Source organism: Cupriavidus pauculus (assembly GCF_002858765.1).
Classification (GTDB): Bacteria; Pseudomonadota; Gammaproteobacteria; order Burkholderiales; family Burkholderiaceae; genus Cupriavidus; species Cupriavidus pauculus_B.
Window position 1 is genome coordinate 35,560 of the sequence record NZ_PJRP01000024.1, and the last position, 21,245, is coordinate 56,804.

General features: G+C 66.1%; 15 protein-coding genes and 1 pseudogene. 9 read left to right on the top strand and 7 right to left on the bottom strand.

Annotation, left to right across the window (positions count from 1 at the left end; all coding sequences use genetic code 11):
* Both CYJ10_RS34490 and CYJ10_RS31105 read right to left on the bottom strand, forming a co-directional pair.
* Window positions 1–2,116, bottom strand: a 2,116-nt coding sequence (locus CYJ10_RS34490) for a DUF6600 domain-containing protein (RefSeq protein ID WP_101685332.1), incomplete at its 3' end; no start/stop codon positions are given.
* 302 nt (window positions 2,117–2,418) lie between these two features.
* The gene (locus tag CYJ10_RS31105) at window positions 2,419–3,744 is read right to left on the bottom strand and encodes a putative bifunctional diguanylate cyclase/phosphodiesterase (protein WP_101685294.1); all 1,326 of its coding nucleotides are present in this window, start codon (window positions 3,742–3,744) and stop codon (window positions 2,419–2,421) included.
* Between the two features lie 289 nt (window positions 3,745–4,033).
* On the opposite strand from CYJ10_RS31105, the gene CYJ10_RS31110 reads away from it, so the two are divergent.
* The 8 genes from CYJ10_RS31110 (at window position 4,034) to CYJ10_RS31145 (ending at window position 13,185) form a co-directional block, all read left to right on the top strand.
* Window positions 4,034–5,653, top strand: a complete 1,620-nt coding sequence (locus CYJ10_RS31110; RefSeq protein ID WP_101685295.1) for a methyl-accepting chemotaxis protein — start codon at window positions 4,034–4,036, stop codon at window positions 5,651–5,653.
* Window positions 5,654–5,674: 21 nt separating this feature from the next.
* Entirely contained in the window at window positions 5,675–6,148 is a 474-nt protein-coding gene (locus tag CYJ10_RS31115) for a chemotaxis protein CheW (RefSeq protein WP_101685296.1), read from the top strand.
* Window positions 6,145–7,449 (top strand): CheR family methyltransferase, encoded by a 1,305-nt coding sequence (locus CYJ10_RS31120; protein WP_101685297.1) that lies wholly within the window; start codon window positions 6,145–6,147, stop codon window positions 7,447–7,449. The genes CYJ10_RS31115 and CYJ10_RS31120 overlap by 4 nt, the downstream gene beginning before the upstream one ends.
* Window positions 7,442–8,134 (top strand): chemotaxis protein CheW, encoded by a 693-nt coding sequence (locus tag CYJ10_RS31125; protein WP_101685298.1) that lies wholly within the window; start codon window positions 7,442–7,444, stop codon window positions 8,132–8,134. The genes CYJ10_RS31120 and CYJ10_RS31125 overlap by 8 nt, the downstream gene beginning before the upstream one ends.
* Entirely contained in the window at window positions 8,131–10,440 is a 2,310-nt protein-coding gene (locus CYJ10_RS31130) for a hybrid sensor histidine kinase/response regulator (RefSeq protein WP_101685299.1), read from the top strand. Before CYJ10_RS31125 ends, CYJ10_RS31130 begins: the two co-directional genes overlap by 4 nt.
* A complete protein-coding gene (locus CYJ10_RS31135; protein ID WP_101685300.1) occupies window positions 10,437–11,471 on the top strand; it encodes a chemotaxis response regulator protein-glutamate methylesterase in 1,035 nt (344 codons plus the stop codon). Before CYJ10_RS31130 ends, CYJ10_RS31135 begins: the two co-directional genes overlap by 4 nt.
* Before the next feature lie 6 nt (window positions 11,472–11,477).
* The gene (locus CYJ10_RS31140) at window positions 11,478–12,488 is read left to right on the top strand and encodes a response regulator (RefSeq protein ID WP_101685333.1); all 1,011 of its coding nucleotides are present in this window, start codon (window positions 11,478–11,480) and stop codon (window positions 12,486–12,488) included.
* Between the two features lie 265 nt (window positions 12,489–12,753).
* On the top strand, window positions 12,754–13,185 hold the full coding sequence (locus tag CYJ10_RS31145) for a PRC-barrel domain-containing protein (RefSeq protein WP_101685301.1): 432 nt from the start codon (window positions 12,754–12,756) through the stop codon (window positions 13,183–13,185).
* Window positions 13,186–13,249: 64 nt separating this feature from the next.
* Here CYJ10_RS31145 and mrdA read toward each other — a convergent pair.
* Window positions 13,250–15,450, bottom strand: a pseudogene (gene mrdA / locus CYJ10_RS31150) (penicillin-binding protein 2).
* A 460-nt stretch (window positions 15,451–15,910) separates the two neighbouring features.
* On the opposite strand from mrdA, the gene CYJ10_RS31155 reads away from it, so the two are divergent.
* Window positions 15,911–16,690 (top strand): DUF4397 domain-containing protein, encoded by a 780-nt coding sequence (locus CYJ10_RS31155; protein WP_101685302.1) that lies wholly within the window; start codon window positions 15,911–15,913, stop codon window positions 16,688–16,690.
* Window positions 16,691–16,772: 82 nt separating this feature from the next.
* Here CYJ10_RS31155 and CYJ10_RS31160 read toward each other — a convergent pair whose 3' ends face one another.
* From CYJ10_RS31160 to CYJ10_RS31175, 4 genes are all read right to left on the bottom strand, one after another.
* Window positions 16,773–17,060, bottom strand: coding sequence for a helix-turn-helix transcriptional regulator (locus CYJ10_RS31160; RefSeq protein ID WP_101685303.1), 288 nt, complete (start codon window positions 17,058–17,060; stop codon window positions 16,773–16,775).
* 186 nt (window positions 17,061–17,246) lie between these two features.
* A complete protein-coding gene (locus CYJ10_RS31165; RefSeq protein ID WP_101685304.1) occupies window positions 17,247–18,749 on the bottom strand; it encodes a tripartite tricarboxylate transporter permease in 1,503 nt (500 codons plus the stop codon).
* A 13-nt stretch (window positions 18,750–18,762) separates the two neighbouring features.
* A complete protein-coding gene (locus CYJ10_RS31170) occupies window positions 18,763–19,224 on the bottom strand; it encodes a tripartite tricarboxylate transporter TctB family protein (RefSeq protein WP_101685305.1) in 462 nt (153 codons plus the stop codon).
* Window positions 19,225–19,649: 425 nt separating this feature from the next.
* Window positions 19,650–21,107: an MATE family efflux transporter gene (locus CYJ10_RS31175; protein WP_101685306.1), complete on the bottom strand. Its 1,458-nt coding sequence runs from the start codon at window positions 21,105–21,107 to the stop codon at window positions 19,650–19,652.
* Window positions 21,108–21,245 lie beyond the last annotated feature (138 nt).

Sequence of the window (21,245 nt, forward strand, 5' to 3'; positions counted from 1 at the left end):
GCTGGACGTCCTGCTGCTGGCGCTCCTGCTGTGCACGCTGCTGATCGAACTGCCGCTGGCGATCCTGCGCCTGGCGCTGGACGTCCTGCTGCTGGCGCTCCTGCTGTGCACGCTGCTGATCGAACTGTTGGCGGCCCATGGCGTCGCGGCGCTGCTCGTCGAGCTGGCGTTGCTGGTCCTGCGTCATGCGCTGTTGCTCGAACTGCTGGCGACGCTGCGCGTCCTGCGATTGCCGCTGCTGGTCCTGCATCTGGCGCTGCTGATCCTGCGTCTGCCGCTGCAGCGCCTGCTGTTGCTGCCGCTGGTTATCCGTGGACAGCCGCTGCTGATCTTGCATTTGCCGTTGCTGGTCGTGCAACTGGCGCTGCTGATCACGCTGCTGCTCGAACTGCTGGCGCTGGGCATCGGACACCCCGCTGCGCAGCCCATCGGGCCGCTGCCCCGGCCCCCGGCCGGCCTGCGCCGCCTGGCTCATGCGTACGTCCGGCTGCCAGCCTTGACCGGGCTGCGGGCCGCGCCGCGCGTCGTCCCGGCCTGGCTGGCCCTGACGGCGGTTGTCCACGCCGGGCGTTGGCCCGTGCCAGGCCGGCCCGGCGCCACCGGTGCCGCCCTCGCGCGCAAAGCGGCGGGCCAGGTCGTCGACGCCGACGCGCCCGGGCTGATGGGCGGCGATAGCCTGGCGCTCGAATCCCTGTCGCGCCATCGGCGGTACGCCCTGCGGCCGCGCGCCGCCGATCAGGCTTGACTTCACCGGCGCCATGATCGGGCCGCCGCGCGCCTCGCCCACTGGCAGCTGGCGCCATTCCTCGCGATGGCTGCCACGCGGTACGGGGCGGCCTTCTACGAAATTGCGCGACGGCATGCCCGTGATCGCGCCCGGCACATTGCGGTTCACCCAGCGGTCACGGTCGCCGCCGCGCATCCACGTGTTGTTGACCGGGAAATTGTTGATGCGCGTGACATAGCGCGGACTAGCCCGGTACACGGGCCGGTAGACGTCGCGCGGTCCCAGCGGATACCAGGCCACGCCTGGGCCGCCCCCGATGCGGATACTGGTGCCGCCGACAAAGCCGACCACGGCCGGCGCATAGCACGGACGCACCGCCACCGGCCCCGGCACCCAGCCCCAGCGGCTGCCAAAGTAGGCCCAGCGCCCGTAGTGCGACGGCGCAAAGCCCCATGGCGCGTCGTCGATCCAGGTCCAGCCCCACGGCGCCACCCAGGCCCAGTGGCCTGTGCTGTACGGCGCCCAGCCCGACGTTACCTCGCGCGGGAACCACACAGCGCCATAGCCGGGGTCCTGCTGCCAGTCGCCGTAGTCGTCCAGCGCGGTGTAGCCGGTCATATCGGGCGGGACATAGCGCGCGGACGGCGAGGCATCCTCGCGCGCATCGCGGGCCGCGGTCCACTGGTCGAAGCCGTCGGGCGGCGGATAGTTGCCCGGACCTGCGTCGGCCAGGTCGGTGCCCGCGAACCGCATGCGCTGCCCGCGACCCAGTTCGATCGACCGGGTATCGCCATACAGCACGGCACTGCCATGGCGCATCGTCACCAGCGTGGAGGTGCCGTCGGGCGATACATCGATGCGGTAGTCGCCGGGCTCGCGCGGCACGAATGCCAGGTTCGGCGTATCGACTTCCACCTGCTGGTCGGCCGGCAGCGCGCGCACCCGGAGTTGCAGCGTGCCCTGGGTCAGCTTTACCTGGGTGGCGCGGTCGTCAAGGTTCAGGATCGTCGCGGCGGTGCCGCCGCCCAGCCGCACCGCCGTGGCGCCGGCGTGCAGTTCGGCGCGGCCGCCCGGGTCGACCCAGAGTCGGTCGCCGGTCGTGATCGGCCGGTTCAGCCCCACGGCCGCCCATTCGTCGGAGCCGGCTGGCGCGAAACTGAGGCCGCCGGCCATCTCGGTGACGGTGGCGATGCGCGACGACGGGTCCGCTGCCATCGCGGACGGATCGCCCAGCACGTTGGCATCGGCGGGATCCTGCTGGATATAGCCCGGAGGCATGCCTGGGGCGCCCGGGTTGTAGTCCTGTGCCCGGGCGTTCACCTGGACACAAAGGGCGGCGGCCAGACCGATGACGGCTGGCACGCGCGTGAAGCGATGACGGGATAGCATGATCGATTACCTGATTCCGGTGGGCCGTGCCGGCGACCTTGGCGGCATGCACCCGCTGCCACCGTATATCGGATAACGGCGGAGCGAACGGGCTGTGTACCGGACTTTGTAAGCACATATTTCCTGGCCCGCCTACGGGGGCATGCAGGACAAAGGCGGATACAAGTCTTGCAGATGAGGGGAATATGGGCGGCGATCAACGCGCCATGGCGGCATGTTGGCCGCCAATGCCGCAGTGCAGCATTGACAACGCGGCGCCGGGGTTCAGCGGCAGTTTTCGGCCAAAGGTTCCGCCCCGCCGCTCAGCGCGGCTGATTCCGCAGGAAGTCGGTCAGGCGGTCGGCCGGCATCGGCCTGCCGTACAGGTAGCCCTGGGCCTCGATGCACCCGTTGCCCAGCAGGAAGTCGCGCTGCTCAGGTGTCTCCACGCCCTCGGCCACCACGCCGATGCGCAGGCTCTGGCCAACGTTGATCACCGAGCGCACGATGGCGGCGTCCACACTGTCTTGTGTGACGTTGCGGATGAAGGACTGGTCGATCTTGAGCCGGTCCACCGGGAACGACTTCAGGAAGCTCAGCGATGCATAGCCGGTGCCGAAATCGTCGCAGGTCAGCGTCACGCCATCGCGGCGCAACGCCTGGAGCTGGTCTGACACCTCATCGCCCTGCTGCAGCGCGATTGTCTCGGTAATCTCGATCTCCAGCCGGTCCGGCGGCAGCTCCAGCGCGCGCAACACGTGGCGCACCTCGGTCAGCAGCCGGCTTTCGGCCAGTTGGGCGGCAAACAGGTTGATGGCCACGCGCGGCGCGTCGGGAAAGGTCAGCGACCACGCCCGCGCCTGCGCGCAGGCCGTGTGCAGCAGCCACATGCCCACGTCGGCGGCCACGCTGCTGGCGGCCAGGGCGTCGATGAACGCCGCCGGGGTCAGCAGGCCCAGCGTGGGATGGCGCCAGCGCATCAGCGCCTCGGCGCCCACCACGCGGCCGTCGCGCAAATCCACCTGCGGCTGGTAGAGCAATTCAAACTGGCGTTGGGCGTAGGCTTCGCGCAGGGCCTGGACGAGCGACAGGCGCGTCGTCACATCGGTGCGCATCTGCGGCTTGAAGAAGCGGATGGTGCGGCCGCCGTCGTGCTTGGCCCGGGCCAGCGCCAGACTGGCTGCCGCCAGCACGTCGGCCGTGGAGTCGCCACCCGCCGGCATCACGCAGGCGCCCAGGCTGGCCAGCACATGGTGGCGGTTGCCGTTCAGTTCATAGGGGGCCGACAGCATCGACAGGATGGCCGCGCTGACGTGGCGCACCAATGTGGGGTCGGAAATGGAGGTCAGCAGCACGCCGAACTCGTCGCCGCCCACCCGGCCGACCACGGCATCGCGCGGCGAGGCGTCGCGCAGGCGGCGGGCCACGTGCTGAAGGATCGCATCCCCCTCCATGTGGCCATGCATGTCGTTGAACGCGCGGAAATCGTCGACGCCCACCAGCAACAAGGCAAAGCGAGGCGTCGTCTCGCCAAGCAGACGCGCTTCGACCCGCTTCAAGAATGCCTGGCGGACGACCACGCCGGTCAGCGGATCGAGATCCGCCGGCGGCAAGGCGCCAGTCACCTGTGCCTCCGACTTGGCCACCATCCCTGCCCTATCAGTTGTGATGAACATTTTCCCCGCTCAAGCTATCTGGCAAGTGTGACGAAAACTTTGAAAAAAGCAAGGGCTACAAATTGGCGCCGCGGCCGCGCAACGGCGCTGGCTGGCGGGATACCGTCGACCGTTGAATTGGCCCGGACGTTACAGTACCCTACGCCGCAAACGCCTACCACCCGTTCGAGGGATACCCCCTATTCGAGTGTGGGCCCTGGCAGACGGTCCCCGCCAGTCCCGCCGACCGCGTCCGTCCGCCCAACGAGAGACTCTATCGACCGTGAACCACTGGACCATCCGCACGCGCATCCTGGCAAGCTTCACCTTCATCCTGCTGGTCATGACCCTGATGAGCGTGGCAGCCTACAACCGCCTGTCCGCCATCGAGCATGAAACCACGGTCATGCGCACCGATGCGCTGCCCGGCCTGAACTACAGCGCCGGCATGCGCGGTGTCTGGGGCGAGATCTACGTACTGGCCTGGCAGACCGTGACGGCATCCGACCCGGCCCAGCGTGCCAGGCTGCTAGCCCAGACCGAGGACGCCACGCACCGGCTGGACAAGCTGCAGAAACAGTATGCCGACTCGATCCAGCGCGAAGACGATCGCATCCGTTTCAAGGCGTTCCTCGATGTTCGCGCAAGATACGGGCAGGCTGCCCAGCCCTACCTTGACCCCACGCGCTGGCGCGATACCGCCACCGCCGAAGCCGCCCTGCGCAACAGCGCCCATGACCTCTGGGCCGACGGCCGCAAGGCGCTGCAGGATCTGGTGGACGACAACGCCGCCGTCAATGACCGCGCCGCCGCCGGCATCATCGATTCGGTAAGCGCCGCCAAGACCAGCATCGAGGTGGCGCTAGCCATTGCCGTGTTGGCCGCGCTGGTCTGCGGCTTCCTGCTGCTGCGTGCGATCAACGGCCCGATGCGCTCGATCGTGTCGCTGTTGGGTACCATGCGCGGCGGCGACCTGCGCCAGCGCATGACGCTGAACCGCCGCGACGAATTCCACGCCGTGGAGGCGGGCTTCAACCAGATGGCCGGCGAGCTGACCTCGCTGGTCGGACAGGCCCAACGCTCCGCCATCCAGGTCACGACCTCGGTCAACGAGATTGCCGCCACGGCCCGCCAGCAGCAGGCCACCGCCACCGAAACAGCCGCCACCACCACACAGATCGGCGCCACGTCGCGCGAGATCGCAGCCACCTCGCGCGACCTGGTCCGCACCATGAACGAGGTCTCGCACGCGGCCGAACAGACCGCCGGCCTAGCCGGCACTGGCCAGGGAGGACTTTCGCGCATGGAAGCCACGATGCACCATGTGATGGACGCCGCCGGGTCGGTCAACGCCCGGCTGGCCACGCTCAACGAGAAGGCCGGCAATATCAACCAGGTGGTGACCACCATCGCCCGGGTGGCCGACCAGACCAACCTGCTGTCGCTCAACGCCGCGATCGAGGCCGAGAAGGCCGGCGAATATGGCCGGGGCTTCTCGGTGGTGGCCACCGAAATCCGCCGCCTGGCGGACCAGACCGCCGTGGCCACCTACGACATCGAGCAGATCGTGCGCGAGATCCAGTCCGCCGTGTCGGCCGGCGTGATGGGCATGGACAAGTTCTCGGAGGAAGTGCGGCGCGGCATGTCCGAGGTGACGCAGGTGGGCGACCAGCTATCGCAGATCATTGGCCAGGTGCAGTCGCTGGCCCCGCGCGTGCAGATGGTCAACGAAGGCATGCAGGCCCAGGCCGGCGGCGCCGAACAGATTAACCAGGCGCTGATGCAGCTGTCCGAAGCCGCCCAGCAGACCGTGGAGTCGCTGCGCCAGTCGAGCCAGGCCATCGACGAACTGACGCTGGTGGCCAACGAGCTGCGCAGCGGCGTGTCGCGTTTCAAGGTCTGAGCGGCCCCGCCGCGCGTGCCCATGGCGCTCTTCCTGCTGTTTCGCATCGGCTCCGACTACTACGCGCTGGATAGCGCCGAGGTGGCCGAGGTCTTGCCGCTGACGGCCACCAAGCAGATTCCCGGCGCGCCCGCATGGGTCAGCGGACTGATGACGCGGCGCGGGCAGACCGTGCCCGTGATCGACGTCACCGCGCTGGCCACCGGCGTGCAAGCCGGGGGGCGCACCAGCACGCGCACCGTGCTGGTCCATTACCGGCGTCCCGGCGCGGGCGAGGCGGCCACGCACCTGCTGGGGCTGCGGCTGGAATATGCTACCGATATCCTGCGCTGCGCCCCGGAGTCGTTTGTCGACAGCGGCATCGATCCGGGCCCGGCGCGCTATCTGGGCCCCGTGCGCCAAGACGCCCGGGGGCTCGTGCAATGGGTCCACGTGGCCAATCTGCTGCCCGACGCGGTACACAACCTGCTATTTCCGGAGGCAAACCCCGCATGATGGATCTGCCTCATCCTCCTACTCAGATCGAAGCCCTTCTCAAGGAGCGCATCGGGCTGGACGCCGCCGCAATCGGGCCCGCCGTGATTGCGCGCGCGGTCGAGGAGCGCCGCCTGGCAGTGGGCGCCCGGGACCCGGCCGCCTACTGGAACCTGCTGCACGCGGTGCCCGATGAACTGCAGACGCTGATCGAAGCCGTGGTGGTACCCGAGACCTGGTTCTTCCGCCATCGAGAAGCGTTGCTGGCACTGGGACGCTTTGCCGCGCACCGCGCGTTCGGCGAGGGCGAGCGTCTGCTGCGCGTGCTCAGCCTGCCGTGCTCGACTGGCGAGGAACCGTATTCGATCGCCATGGCGCTGTTCGATGCGGGACTGCCGGCCAATCGTTTCCGCGTGGATGCGGTCGATGTCAGCGCCCGGGCACTGGAACGCGCCCGCGCCGGCCTGTACGGCGGCAACGCCTTCCGCGGCGTACCGCTCGATTTCCGCGACCGCTACTTCGCACAGGCCCCCACCGGCTACCAGTTGTCGGAAAAGGTCCGCGCGCAGGTGCGGCTGCTGCAGGGCAACCTGATGTCGCCCGGCCTGCTGGCCAGTGAGCCACCCTATGACTTCGTGTTCTGCCGCAACCTGCTGATCTATTTCGATCCGGCCACGCAGCAGCAGGTGGTGCAGACCCTGCGGCGCCTGACCGCCGGGAACGGGCTGATCTTCGTGGGGCCGGCCGAAGCCAGCCTGCTGACCCGCGAAGGGTTGAACGGTGCCGGGGTACCGCTGGCGTTCGCGTTTCATCCGGCGCAGGCCCGCGTACCGGCGACGACGGCGCCAATGGCGCCCGCATCGTCATCGCCGGCACCGGCATGGCGGCCCACTTCAAGCGCCCCAACCACCATGCACCCCACCCCCGCGCGCCGCACGGCAGCGTCGACCGCCATGCTGGCGCCACGCCCGCTGCGGCCATCGGCCGGCGCTGTGTCCGCCGCTGCGGCGAATACTGAGCTGGCAGCCATTTCGGCCATGGCCGACCGGGGCGAACTCGATGCCGCCACGGCCGCGTGCCAGCATTACCTGACCGGCCATGGATCGTCGCCCGACGGCTGGTGCCTGCTGGGCGTGCTGCACGATGCGGCCGGCCGCATCGCCGACGCCCACGCCGCCTACCGCAAGGCGGTGTACCTTGACCCGGGCCATGAGGAAGCGCTCTATCACCTGGCCGCCCTGCTCGACGGCGAAGGCGATACTTCCGGCGCCCACCGGCTGCGCGAGCGCGCCCAGCGTCATGCCCGACTGAGCCATGGCTGATTCCATCGTCCAACACGCCTCCACCACGTTGCCCGGCCTGACCGCCGGCACCGTCGACGACTGCTGGCGCCGCATCGGCACCGGCGGCGACCGTTCCTGCCCGAAGCTGAAGGATTGCCTGCGCTGCCGCAACTGCCCGGTCTATGCGCAGGCCGCCGTGACGGTGCTCGATTCGCTATCGACCGGCAGCCTGTGGGACAGCACCATCGACAACGCCGCCGGGGATGTGGGCCTTGATCGCGCCGCCGGCCAGTCGCTGCTGATCTTCCGCGTTGGCGACGAATGGCTGGCGCTGCCCACGGCCGCGCTTGGCGAGATCACCGCCCCGGTGCCGGTACATTCGCTGCCGCACCGGCGCCACGCGGCGCTGATCGGCGTGGCCGCGGTACGCGGCGTGCTGCTGACCTGCGTGTCTCTGGCGCTGCTGTTCGGCGCCCCGGAAGGCGCTGGCCAGCAGACCACGCGCTGCCTGATCCTGGGCCAGGGCCGCAATGCCATTGCCCTGCCGGTGGCCGAGGTGGCGGGGGTCGAGCACGTGCCGCACCATGCGCTGCTGCCGCTGCCCGCCACGTTAACGCGAGCGTCGTCCCGATATACACAAGCGCTGTTCGAACACGCCAGCCATAGTGTGGGGCTGCTCGATGCCGACCTGCTGCGTCAGGCACTGTCGCGGAGCCTGGCATGAATCCCGAACAATTGCGCGATGCGTCGATGCTGGAGCTGTTCGCGCTCGAAGCCGACGCGCAGGCCGAGGTACTGAATGCCGGCCTGCTGGCGCTGGAACGAGATCCCACGACCGCCTCCCAGCTTGAGGCCTGCATGCGTGCCGCCCACTCGCTCAAGGGCGCGGCACGAATCGTCGGGCTCGATGGCGGCGTGCGCGTGGCCCATGTCATGGAAGACTGCCTGGTCGCGGCCCAGCGCGGCGGCATCGTGCTGGCGCCCGTCCATATCGATGCCCTGCTGCAAGGCACCGACCTGCTCCAGCGCATCGGTCATCCGCCGGGCGGCAACCTCAACTGGCCCGAACTCGACGGCCGGGCAGAAATCGACGCCTGGATCGCCAGGATGAGTCGGTTGCTTGACGGCGACGATGCGCTGCCGCCCGCCGAGACCGCATTCGCGCCTGCCCCGTTGACGGAGGACCCCACAGTCGAGCGCGACGCCGAGCCGGTTACCGAGCCGAATCGTGCGACACCTCAAGAACCTGCACTCGAACCCGCTTTCGGCGGCGACGCACAGGAGCGCATGCTGCGTGTCAGCGCAGACCGCCTGGATCGCCTGCTGGCGATGGCCGGCGAGGCCATGGTCGAATCGCACTGGCTGCGGCCGTTCGGCGGTGCCATGCAGCAGGCGCGCCGCCAGCAGATGCGCGCGCTGCAGGCCATCGACGGTGTGCAAGCGTTGCTGAACACCCCCGAGGGCTCGGTGCCGCGCATGCGCGCCGCGCTAGCCGAGGTGCGCCAGTTGCTGGAGGACGGCCACGGCCAGTTGTCGCAGCGCGTTGACGAGTTCGACCAGTACGATCATCGCGCCAGCCGCCTGTCGCGCCGGATCTACGACACGGCGCTGTCGTGCCGCATGCGGCCGCTGTCGGATGGCATGACGGGCTTCTCGCGCATGGTGCGCGACCTGGGCCGCGCGCTGGGCAAGCACGTCCATCTGGTGCTGTCGGGCGAGCAGACGCAGGTCGACCGCGACATCCTGGAGCAGCTCGACGCGCCGCTGGCCCACCTGCTGCGCAATGCGGTGGATCACGGCATCGAGCCTCCCGATGTACGCCGCGCCGCCGGCAAGCCCGAGGAAGGCCGCATCACGCTCATGGCGCGGCATAACGCGGGCCGGCTGATGATCGAAATCTTCGACGATGGCGCGGGCGTGGACCTCGATGCATTGCGCGCGGCCATCGTGCGCCGTGGCCTGGCCCAGGCCGAGACCGCCGCGCGGCTGTCGCAAGCCGAGATGCTCGAATTCCTGCTCCTGCCCGGCTTTAGCCTACGCGAGACCGTGTCCGAAGTGTCGGGCCGGGGCGTCGGGCTGGACGCCGTGCAAGATATGGTTCGCGCCGTGCGCGGCAGCCTGAAGCTGTCGCAGCAACAAGGCAGCGGCCTGCACTTCCATCTGGAACTGCCGCTCACGCTCTCCGTTGTGCGTGGGCTGCTGGTGGAGATCTCTGGCGAGGCCTATGCTTTTCCGCTCGGGCTCGTGCATCGCGCCGTGGCCGTGCCCCGCGACGCCATCGAGCAGACGGAGCAGCACCAGCACTTCCGGCACGAGGGCCGCCCGGTGGGGCTGGTCAGCGCCGCCCAGATCCTGCAGCGCCCGGAACAGCCACGCGAAGGCGACACCACGCCCGTGGTGGTGATCGGCGAACAGGAGCGCGTCTACGGCATCGCCGTGGACCGCCTGCTGGGCGAGCGCATGCTGGTGGTGCAGCCGCTGGCGCAGGCGCTGGGCAAGATCAAGGACATCGCCGCCGGCAGCCTGACCGACGACGGCACGCCGGTGCTGATCTTCGATGTCGAGGACATGCTGCGTTCGGTGGAAAAGCTCGTCTCCGAAGGCCGCATCGAACGCGTGCGCCATGGGGGTGCCGAAGTTGCCGCCGTGCGCCGCAAGCGCGTGCTGGTGGTCGACGACTCACTGACCGTGCGGGAGCTGGAGCGCAAGCTGCTGGCCGGGCGCGGCTACGAGGTGAGTGTGGCCGTCGACGGGATGGACGGATGGAACGTACTGCGCGCCGAGGCGTTCGACCTCGTCATTACCGATGTCGACATGCCGCGCCTGGACGGCATCGAATTGGTGACGCGCATCCGCGGTGATGCGCGTCTGACGCAACTGCCGGTGATGATCGTGTCGTACAAGGACCGCGAGCAGGACCGCGAGCGCGGCATGCAGGCCGGCGCGGACTACTATCTGGCCAAGGGCAGTTTCCATGACACCGCACTGCTCGATGCCGTGCGGGACCTGATCGGCGAGGCACGCACATGAAGATCGGCATCGTCAACGACTCGGCACTGGCTGTCGCCGCACTGCGGCGCGCGCTGGCGCTCGACGACTCGCTCGACATCATCTGGGTCGCCGGCGACGGCGAACAGGGCGTACAGATGGCCGCAAGGCAGACGCCCGACCTGATCCTGATGGACCTGCTCATGCCGGTGGTGGACGGCGTGGAGGCCACGCGCCGCATCATGGCCGCCACGCCGTGCGCGATCGTGGTGGTCACGATGGACCTGGGCCGCAACGCCAACCAGGTGTTCGATGCTATGGGGCATGGCGCGATCGACGCCGTCGATACGCCGACGCTGACAGCCTCCGACGCCATGCTGGCTACCGGCCCGCTGCTGCGCAAGATCCGCAATGTCGGCCGGTTGCTGGCAGGCCGCGCACAAGCGCCGCACAAGCTGGCCGCCGCCTCATCGGCGCCTGCCGCGCCACGGCTGGTGGCGATTGGCGCATCGGCCGGCGGCCCCGCTGCGCTGGCCGCACTGCTGGGCGCATTGCCCGCCGATTTCGGCGCGGCAGTGGTGGCCGTGCAGCACGTGGACGAGGCCTTTGCACAGGGCATGGCCGAATGGCTCGACGCGCAAAGCCCGCTGCCGGTGCGCATCGCGTGCGCCGGAGAAACGCCAAAGGCAGGCACCGTGCTGCTGGCCGGCACCAACGATCATCTGCGGCTGCTTGCCGGCACGCGTATGGCCTACACGCCCGAACCGGGCGACTACCTGTACCGTCCATCGATCGACGTGTTCTTCGAAAGCGTGGTGGAGCACTGGCGTGGCGATGCCGTGGGCGTGCTGCTCACGGGCATGGGCCGCGACGGCGCCCAAGGCCTGAAGGCCATGCGCGAGCGTGGGTTCCTGACCATCGCGCAGGACCAGGCCACCAGCGCCGTCTATGGCATGCCAAAGGCCGCCGCCACGCTGGGCGCAGCCAGCGAGATCCTGCCGCTTCCACGTATCGCGCCCCGGCTGGTGCGAGCCTTCGGCGGTCAGGAGACAACAACAAGAAACAAGGGGTAAGTGAAGATGCCTAGACTTGGCAATCCGGCCGATCCGTCGGCCTCCGGGAACGAATACCTGGCGATGGTGCTGCTGGTCGACGACCAGGCCATCATCGGCGAAGCGATCCGCCGCGCGCTGGCTGGCGAGACCGATATCGACTTCCACTATTGCGCCAATCCCGAGGAAGCGGTGGCCGTGGCCGAGCGCACGCAGCCCACCGTGATCCTGCAGGACCTGGTCATGCCCGGCACCGATGGCCTGACCCTGGTGCGCCGCTATCGCGATAACGCCGGCACGCGCGACATTCCGATCATCGTGCTGTCCACCAAGGAAGAGCCCACGATGAAGAGCGCGGCGTTTGCCGCGGGCGCCAACGACTACCTGGTCAAACTGCCCGACACGATCGAGTTGGTGGCCCGCATCCGCTATCACTCGCGCTCGTACCTGAACCTGCTGCAGCGCGACGAGGCCTACCGGGCGCTGCGCCAAAGCCAGCAGCAGTTGCTGGAGACCAATCTGGAGCTGCAGCGCCTGACCAATTCCGACGGACTGACCAGCCTGTCCAACCGGCGCTATTTCGACGAATACCTCGGTGCCGAATGGAAGCGCGCGCAGCGCGAGCAGACGCAACTGGCACTGCTGATGATCGACGTCGATGCCTTCAAGGCCTACAACGACACTTACGGCCATGTGGCCGGCGACGAAGTGCTGCGGCGCGTGGCCACCGTGATCCGAGAGAACTGCGCGCGGCCGGCTGACCTGCCCGCGCGCTTCGGCGGCGAAGAGTTCTCGATGATCCTGCCGGCCACGTCGCCCGGCGGCGCGCGCCTGCTGGCCGAGAAAGTGCGCCGCGCGATCGAGATGCTGCGCATCCCGCACAGCGGATCGCCCACCAGCGGCTTCGTCACTGTCAGCATCGGTGGCGCGGTAATCGTGCCAGGCACCGACGGCAACTTCAGCCGGCTGGTCGAAGCGGCCGATACGGGCCTGTACCAGGCGAAGCGCAACGGCCGCAATCAGGTGGTGATGGTGTAGGCTCCCAGCCCGCCTGCGGGCATGGCACGCATTCTGCGGCACGAACGGCTCCATTTCCGTCATCGTGCGCAAGAGGAGGCCGTCGCCATGCCCAAGCAGTCCCCGCCAAAGTCAAACCCGTCCGCTTCCCATGTGGGCGGCAAGGGTGGACATGCCACCAGCCGGCATTCGGAAAACAACCCCAGCCAGGATCGTGTGTGAGCAGGCCATGGGCACGCTTGTTGCGCCACTGCGGACTCCGATTGCACACACACAGGAGACTGCAATGGCATCCCCCCTCTCATCCACCCAGGGCGCGGGCATCGTCGGCTCTGGCGTCGGCGACGGCCCCGGCCCCGAAGTCATGGCCGCATCGAGCCTCGACGACACGAAGGTCTACGCATCCGACGGCGAACGCGTTGGCGAGATCAAGGAGATCATGATCGACATGCAGAGCGGCCGCGTGGCCTACGCGGTGCTGACCACCGGCGGCTTTCTCGGCATGGGCGACACGCTGCACGCTATCCCATGGGGCGCGTTGGTCATGGACACCGACGCGAAATGCTTCCGCCTGGGCCTGACATCCGACCGCATCAAGAATGCGCCGGGTTTCAACAAGGAAAGCTGGCCGCGCATGGCCGACCCGCAGTGGGCTGCTGCCGTCCATCAGTACTACGGCCGCGATCCGTACTGGACCAACGTTGGCGGTACGACCTAGCTCGCGTGCAACCGCGCAGGGCGTGCCGATTTACCGATACCGGCACGCCTTACAAGCCGGTGATTCAAACCGCAGGTCTGGCAACGTGCGCGCTGGCGGGCACCCCGGATTGCTCGGTCATTAGCCTGTGGGGCAAGTCCACGGGCTTGCTCTCGGGCGTCTGCTTCTGCGATGGCGTCCCGGGTCGCCTTCGCAGCGTATCGCGCACCCGGTCTTCCAACGTTGTCGTCGGTACGGGCTGGACGTCATCATCACCGCCCTCACTGCGCTCCGTTCCGCCTGCAGGAACGCCTGCCTGTGTTACGCGGGCGGCGGCATCGTCCTTGCCTGGCGCGCGGGCCTGCATTTCCACGGGCGGTTCTGCTAGGTCCTTTGGCCACTGCCCCATGAGATAGAAATCGAGAAGCTTCCTCACTATGGGCGCCGCAGCCTCTCCACCCCAACCGCCATTCTCAACGATCAGCGCCAGCGCGATCGTGGGATGATCGGCAGGCGCGAACGCCGTATATAGCGCATGGTCCCGCTTCGCCTCGGCCACGGCATGGCTTACGTACTTCTGGTTGCGTTGTAGCGAAAACGTCTGCGCCGTACCGGTCTTGCCGCCAGATTCGTATTGCGCGCCTGCGAAGACCTTCGCTGCTGTACCGCTATGCGTCACGGCAACCATGGCCCGCTTGACCACATCGATATCGGCCTGGCGCAGCGGGATGCGATAGCTCTGGCCCGATACGACAGCCGTGCGCCGATTCGTGACAGGGTCCTCCATGGCCTTCACCAGATGCGGCTGCATCGCCACGCCATCGTTCGCCAGAATGGCCTCGGCGTTCGCCAGCTGGAGGATCGTGAAGCTGTTGTACCCCTGACCGATACCCAGGGAGATGGTTTCCCCGTCGTACCACTTCTGCAGCGACGCCTTCCGGTATGCGCTGCGCTTCCATGCGGTGGACGGCAGGATTCCCCGGCTTTCGCCGTTGATGTCGATGCCCGTCAACTGGCCAAATCCGAACGGCTTCATGAAATCGTGGATGGCATCGACACCGAGGTCATTGGCCAGCATGTAGTAGTACGTGTCACACGAATGCACGATCGACGCCTGCATGTCGATCCAGCCATGCCCGTTGGGATTGTCGTCACGGAAGGTGTGATTGCCGAGCGTGAAGTGACCCGGGTCCTGGAATCCCCACGACGGCGTACGCTTGTGCAACGCAAGGGCAGCCAGTGCCATGAAAGGCTTGTAGGTCGATCCGGGCGGATAGGTGCCATGCAAGGGACGGTCGAGTAGCGGTTTGTCGGGGGAGTTGTTCAACTCGTCCCACGCAGTCGGGTCGATGCCCTCGACAAAGAGGTTCGGATCGAAGCCTGGTGCTGACACGAACGCGAGAACGTCTCAGTCGACGGTTCGATGGCGACCAGGGCGCCACGATGCCCGGCAAACAGCGCCTCGGCGAGTTCCTGCAGCTGGATATCGAGCGACATGACCAGGTTCTCTCCGCGACTGGCCGGCTTGGTGGCCAGCGTCCGGACCGGCCGTCCGGACGCCGAGACCTCCACCTCCTCGTAGCCGGTCAGGCCGTGCAACGCTGTCTCGTAGCTCTGCTCGACGCCCGTCTTGCCGATGAAATCCGTGCCCTTGTAGTTCGATGCGTCCTTGCGCGGATCATATGGCGAGCTGCCATCACCGTTCTCCGCCGAGATCGCTTCGAGCCTGTCCTCGTCCCGCTTCGACACGCGCCCGATGTATCCGATGGCGTGTGCGGCTACTGCCCCCAACGGATATTTCCGATAGGACCGCGCATGAATCTCCACGCCCGGGAAGCGGTACTGCTGCGCCGAGAAGCGTGCAATTTCCTCGTCCGTCAGGTGGGCACGGATCGGCACGCTTTCGAAACTGCGAGAGTCCTCGAGCAAGTGCGCGAACCGCCTGCGGTCCCGTGGCTCGATATCAACCAGCGCGGAAACGGCTGCAATGGTGTGGTCGAGCGAATCCGTCAGCTTTGAGGGCGTGATTTCGAGCGAGAACGCCGAATAATTTCTGGCGAGAACGACTCCGTTCCGATCGGTGATGACACCGCGCTCGGGAGCGATCGGGACCAGCGAGACGCGATTGTCCTCCGCCTTGGCGAAATACCGGTCGTGGTCATGCCACTGGAGCCACGTAAACCGGGCGAACAGCAATCCAAAACAAAGGCAGACGAATGCGGCGGCGCCGCGGATGCGGGTGTGATATCGGGCAACTTCCTGCTCGACATTGCGAACTTCAGTCATGGGGGACGACGAGGAGGGCAACGCACTCTCGCGTCGCAGCCCCCTCAAACTGCCGGCGTGCAGAGTTGGAACGGGGCTATTGGACCTGCCTCCCGCGCGTTCGTTCAGAAGAATCGCGGCGACATTGGGTCATTTTTACAGGATCGTCTGCAGCGCGGAGGCCGCCGCATTCACTCCGCGCTGCAGGCATCCAGCACCGCCCCCCGTGCTGCGTGGATTGCACGAATTACATGTCTGAAACGTACGCGCACATGGCAGCTTTGCAACGAAATTGTGAGATTTCTCCGACAGTGATTTCAGCGCCCTGCGTCTGCCTGCCCCATTCCCCGATGCCTATCGTTGCAGCAAGGCAAGCGCGAATGACACAAGGCAACAAGGCTGCCAGCCACAAACCGCATCAACGATTGCCGCACGCGGCTGACCCGCCGCGCCCTGATCTTCCAACGACAAGAGGTGAAACATGACGCAATTCAGGAAAAGAATCATTCTGGGACTCGCGCTGGCAACCACTGCGGTGCTCGCGGCCTGCGGCGGCGGCGACGACGGCATCGATGACCGCATCGGCATCAGCAAGCCGTCGGTGCGCGTGATCCATGCGGTCACGGCCGGCCCCAATGTCGACGTACTGCAGAACGGCGCACTGACATCGCTGACGAACATCCCGTACAAGACCGTCTCCGGCTACTTCGACGTATCCACCGGCAACAATCTCTTTGCGTTCAATCTCACGGGCACATCAACGCAGATCGGCTCCACAACGGTGGATGCCCATACCGGCCACAAGTACACCGTGATTGCGTTGCCCGGCACCACCGCTGCGAACGTGGCGCAGATCGATGATCCGTATGGCAAGGGTCTGCTGGATACCTCGGCCCGCGTGCGGACCTTCAATGCGTCCATCAATGCGCAGAGCATTGACGTGTACCTGACCACTCCGGCCGTCGACCTGAACTCGGTGTCACCGAACATGGCTGCAGTGGCGTACAAGGCCGCGGTGCCGGCATCGGGACAGGACTCGCAATATGTGGATGGCGGCACCTACCGCCTGCGCATCACCACAGCGGGCACCAAGAACGTAATCTTCGACTCGGGTGCACTGAGCATCAGCAAGAATGCCGACTGGCTGATCACCACGATTCCGGCCGACGGCTTCGGTGCGGTGGTGCCAAACAAGATCAAGGTGCTGGTGGCACAAAGCAATACCAGCAATGCGACCGCGCAGGAGCTGGTGTCGCAGTAACATCTGGCTTGCGGATCAAGCCCCGATGCCCTTGCGCACGGGGCTTTTCTTTATGCGTGGGACCTGCGGGAAAGCGGCCGCCTCATCCGACCTTGTCTTTCAGCACGTCGAGATGCGAAAGGTAGGCGTCGAGCTCCGCGCGTCCCTGGTCGGTAATCGTGTAGACGCGCCCATTGCCCTCCACCAGTTCGGCGGTGATGGCACGCGCCATCATCAGGCTGCGCAGGATCGGGCGCAGCGCCCGGATGTTCTTGTCGATGCCACGGTCGCGCAGGCGCTCCATCAGGCTGAACACCGTCGATGGGCTGGCCTGTACCAGCTTGAGGATGTACAGCCGCGAAACGATCCGGTCGAGCGAAGGCGTTTTCATAGGCGCAGGTGACGCAGCCAAAGGTGCGGTAAGTCTAATCATCTTGCGCAGCCCGAGACTGCTGTTGCAGCCAGGCCCTCATCGTCATGTATGGCTAAAAAAACGGGGTGCACGCAATGGCACCCCGGAAGCTTGCTAGTTTCGCGCCGCCGGGGCGGCGCGGTGGTTCAGGAACGCCACGGAGCGTTATTCTTCCTGGAACGCTTCTTCGCGCTTCGCCTTGATCGACGGCAGCGCCACCACTGCCACCAGCGCGGCTGCGGCAATCAGCAGGCCCAGCGACAGCGGACGGGTGAAGAACACCGTGAACTCGCCACGCGACAGCAGCAGCGTACGGCGGAAGTTCTCTTCCATCATCGGTCCCAGCACGAAGCCCAGCAGCAGCGGTGCGGGTTCGCACTTGAGCTTCAGGAACAGGTAGCCGATCACACCGAAGGCAGCCGCCATGAACACGTCGAACGTCTGATTGTTGACCGAGTACACGCCGATGCAGCAGAACGTCAGGATGGCCGGGTACAGGAAGCGGTACGGCACGGTCAGCAGCTTCACCCAGATGCCAATCATCGGCAGGTTCAGGATGATGAGCATCAGGTTGCCGATCCACATCGAGGCGATCAGGCCCCAGAACAGCGACGGGTTGCTGGTCATCACCTGCGGGCCCGGCTGGATGTTGTGGATCGTCATCGCGCCCACCATCAGCGCCATCACGGCGTTGGGCGGAATACCCAGCGTCAGCAGCGGGATGAAAGAGGTCTGTGCCGCGGCGTTGTTCGCCGATTCCGGACCTGCCACGCCTTCGATGGCGCCCTTGCCGAACTCATGTGCGTACTTCGAGGTCTTCTTTTCCAGCGAGTAGGCTGCAAACGAAGCCAGCGCAGCGCCACCGCCCGGCAGGATACCCAGTGCCGAACCCAGCATCGTGCCGCGCAGCACGGCAGGTGCCATGCGCTTGAAGTCTTCCTTGGTCGGGAACAGGTTCGTCACCTTGTTCGTGAACGTCTCACGGGCTTCCTTCTGTTCCAGGTTCGCGATGATTTCCGCGAAACCGAACATACCCATGGCCAGTGCCACGAAGTCAATGCCGTCGGTCAGCTCAGGCACGTCGAACGAGAAACGTGCGGCGCCCGAGTTCACGTCGGTACCGATCAGGCCCATTAGCAGGCCCAGCACGATCATTGCCACGGCCTTGGGCAGCGAGCCCGAAGCCAGCACCACGGCACCGATCAGACCCAGCACCATCAGCGAGAAGTACTCGGCAGGGCCGAACTTGAACGCCAGTTCCGACAGCGGCGTTGCGAAGGCCGCCAGGATCAGCGTGGCCACGCAACCGGCGAAGAACGAACCCAGGCCAGCGGTAGCCAGTGCCACACCGGCTCGGCCCCGACGTGCCATCTGGTAGCCGTCGATGGTCGTAACCACAGACGACGATTCGCCAGGCAGGTTCACCAGGATGGCGGTGGTGGAACCACCGTACTGGGCGCCGTAGTAGATACCGGCCAGCATGATCAGCGCGGCCACCGGGGGCAGCGTGTAGGTCACGGGCAGCAGCATCGCGATGGTCGCCAGCGGGCCCAGGCCCGGCAGCACGCCGATCAGCGTACCGAGCACGCAGCCAAGGAACGCATACGCCAGGTTCTGCAGGGTCAGTGCCGTGGAGAAGCCCAAGGCAAGGTGTTCAAACAATTCCATTTGGGGCGACTCCTTAACCGGTGATGAAGGCAGGCCACACCGGCATCTGCAGGTTGATGCCGTACACGAACGCGCCCATGCTGATCAGCACGAGCACGACGCTGTTGAGCAGCGCGCCCTTCCAGCTGAACTCGTGGCTGGCCATCGACGAGATGATCACCAGCACAAACACCGACAGCACCATGCCGAGCGGCTTGAGCAGCAGGCCGAACAGCACCACCGAACCCAGGATCCACAACAGGATCTTCAGGTCCCAGCGGGCCAGCTGGTCTTGCTCGCCCTTGGACGACAGGGCGCCGATCGTCACGACCGCGCCCAGCAGTGCAAGCACGAGGCCGAGCAGGAACGGAAAATATCCGGGACCCATCTTGGCGGCTGTTCCCATGGAATAGCCGCGCGCGACGAAGGAAAAGCTCAGGCCGACCAGAACGAACATCAGGCCGGAGGCAAAGTCCTTTTGGCTGCGTATGCGCAAAACGATTCTCCTCAAAGTTGTGAAAGCGGTGCGCGTGGATCGCCGGCTCTGGCACCCCACGCTACGAACGCGCGAATGCAAGCACGTTCGACGCGATGGGACGAACGATAAAAATGGGAACTTTCAGCCGCCTTTCATTTGTCTGGGGTTTAGGGTATTCACCGATCCCCTCGTCAGCAGCCAACTTATTGCATTACATCACGACATGATGTATTTGCCTTGCATCGTGGACAGCGATGCAAGGCAAATGAAAGGCGTGGCAGTAAGAAGAATGAAAGGAATGATTGCTTGCTGAGGCGGCTACGCGGCGCATGGGGCGTCGCGCAGCTTTCGACTTGCTTACAGCCAGGCTGGGAGCCGAAGTGCAGAGATCATATGTGTTGTCATGCAGACCGCTTGATGTATGTGTGCATGGGTCTTTTTGTTCAGCGAACTGCTTCCGCACCCGCATCGACGTCCTCGCACGGGCATCCCATGCTGGTATCGGGTGCTTGACCCACCGCTTCCGGGTGAGGCGCGGCGGGCAGGATATGGCTGCGTTTCCAGTTGCCGAAGCGGTAATACAGGAAGGCCAGCACCACCGACACCACGGACCCCAGCGGAAAGCTCCACCAGATCGATTCGGCGCCGATGCGGTCGCTGAGCCCCCATGCGAACGGCAGGCGGATCACCCACATCGAGATGAACAGGATGACCAGCGGCGCCATCACCGCGCCGGTTGCCCGCACCGTGCCAAACACCACGATCGTGAAGCCGAACAGAATGAATGACCAGAGCACGATGCTGTTGATGTGCTGGGCGATCTCGATTGCCACGCCATCAGTGCCAAGGAAGAGGCCAAGCGAATGGCGATTGAACACGTAGACCAGGGCCACGAGCGCCCCGGTCATCAGCACGTTGAATAGCAGGCCCACCTGGGTGATGCGCGACACACGCGCCCACAGCCCGGCCCCGACGTTCTGCGCCACCATCGACGACACGCTTGCGCCCACGGCCAGCGCCGGCATCTGCACGTAGGTCCACAGTTGCGACGCCACGCCATAGGCGGCTGTCGTCTGCGAGCCGTAGCCATTGACCATCGACATCATCACGATGGCCGACGACGAGATCACCACCATTTGCAGCCCCATCGGCAGGCCCTTGGCGACCAGTGCCCGCATGATGCCCATGTCGGGCTTCAGCAGGGCCAACTGGGTCCGGTGCAGCAGCAGGAAGTGTCGGCGCCGGTAGAGCAGCACGATCATCGCCAACAGACTGGTCAGCTGCGCGATCAGTGTGGCCAGGGCCGAGCCGGCGATGCCCAGCGCAGGCAGCGGCCCCACGCCGAAGATCAGCACCGGATTCAGGACGACGTCGAGGACGGCCGACAACAGCATGAAATAGAACGGCGTGCGCGAATCGCCGGCGCCGCGCAGCGTCATCATCACGAAGTTGTAGAAGTACATGAACGGCAGCGCGACAAAGATGATGCGCAGGTAAATGATGGCCAGCGGCGCGGCATCGTGTGGCGTCTGCATCGCCGCCAGGATCTGCGGCGTGAAAGCGAAACCGAACGCCGAAGCCAGCACCGAGAGTCCCACGAAGAACGTGGTGCTGGTGCCCACCACTCGGCGCGCCTCGTCGATGTCGCGCGCGCCGATGGCCTGCCCGATCATGATCGTGTTGGCCATGCTGATGCCGAACACCACCCCCAGCAGGAAGAACAGGATGATGTTGGCGTTCGATGTGGCAGTCAGAGCCGCCTCGCCCAGGTAGCGGCCCACCCAGACCGAGTTGATCGAGGCATTGAGCGACTGCAGGATGTTGCTGCCCAGCACGGGCAGCGAGAACATCAGCAGCGTGCGGCCGATCGGGCCGGTGGTCAGTCTGGCATCGGGCTTCATAGGGAAATCTGTTTTGCCGCACTGCAGCATGAATTTGCCAGGCGCGACGGATTGGACGAGTCAGTCTAGATCGCGGCCCGGCACCGAGCCACCGGTGCCCCGCTGACATACAAGGGGCGATTATCGACCAACAATGAT

Bases quoted from the DNA above. Each gene is read 5' to 3' on its own strand.
- CYJ10_RS31145 (WP_101685301.1), top strand. From the start codon at position 12,754: ATGGCATCCCCCCTCTCATCCACCCAGGGCGCGGGCATCGTCGGCTCT.
- CYJ10_RS31130 (WP_101685299.1), top strand. From the start codon at position 8,131: ATGAATCCCGAACAATTGCGCGATGCGTCGATGCTGGAGCTGTTCGCG.
- CYJ10_RS31165 (WP_101685304.1), bottom strand. From the start codon at position 18,749: ATGGAATTGTTTGAACACCTTGCCTTGGGCTTCTCCACGGCACTGACC.
- CYJ10_RS31125 (WP_101685298.1), top strand. From the start codon at position 7,442: ATGGCTGATTCCATCGTCCAACACGCCTCCACCACGTTGCCCGGCCTG.
- CYJ10_RS31140 (WP_101685333.1), top strand. From the start codon at position 11,478: ATGCCTAGACTTGGCAATCCGGCCGATCCGTCGGCCTCCGGGAACGAA.
- CYJ10_RS31175 (WP_101685306.1), bottom strand. From the start codon at position 21,107: ATGAAGCCCGATGCCAGACTGACCACCGGCCCGATCGGCCGCACGCTG.
- CYJ10_RS31105 (WP_101685294.1), bottom strand. From the start codon at position 3,744: ATGGTGGCCAAGTCGGAGGCACAGGTGACTGGCGCCTTGCCGCCGGCG.
- CYJ10_RS31135 (WP_101685300.1), top strand. From the start codon at position 10,437: ATGAAGATCGGCATCGTCAACGACTCGGCACTGGCTGTCGCCGCACTG.
- CYJ10_RS31155 (WP_101685302.1), top strand. From the start codon at position 15,911: ATGACGCAATTCAGGAAAAGAATCATTCTGGGACTCGCGCTGGCAACC.
- CYJ10_RS31160 (WP_101685303.1), bottom strand. From the start codon at position 17,060: ATGAAAACGCCTTCGCTCGACCGGATCGTTTCGCGGCTGTACATCCTC.
- CYJ10_RS31115 (WP_101685296.1), top strand. From the start codon at position 5,675: ATGGCGCTCTTCCTGCTGTTTCGCATCGGCTCCGACTACTACGCGCTG.
- CYJ10_RS31120 (WP_101685297.1), top strand. From the start codon at position 6,145: ATGATGGATCTGCCTCATCCTCCTACTCAGATCGAAGCCCTTCTCAAG.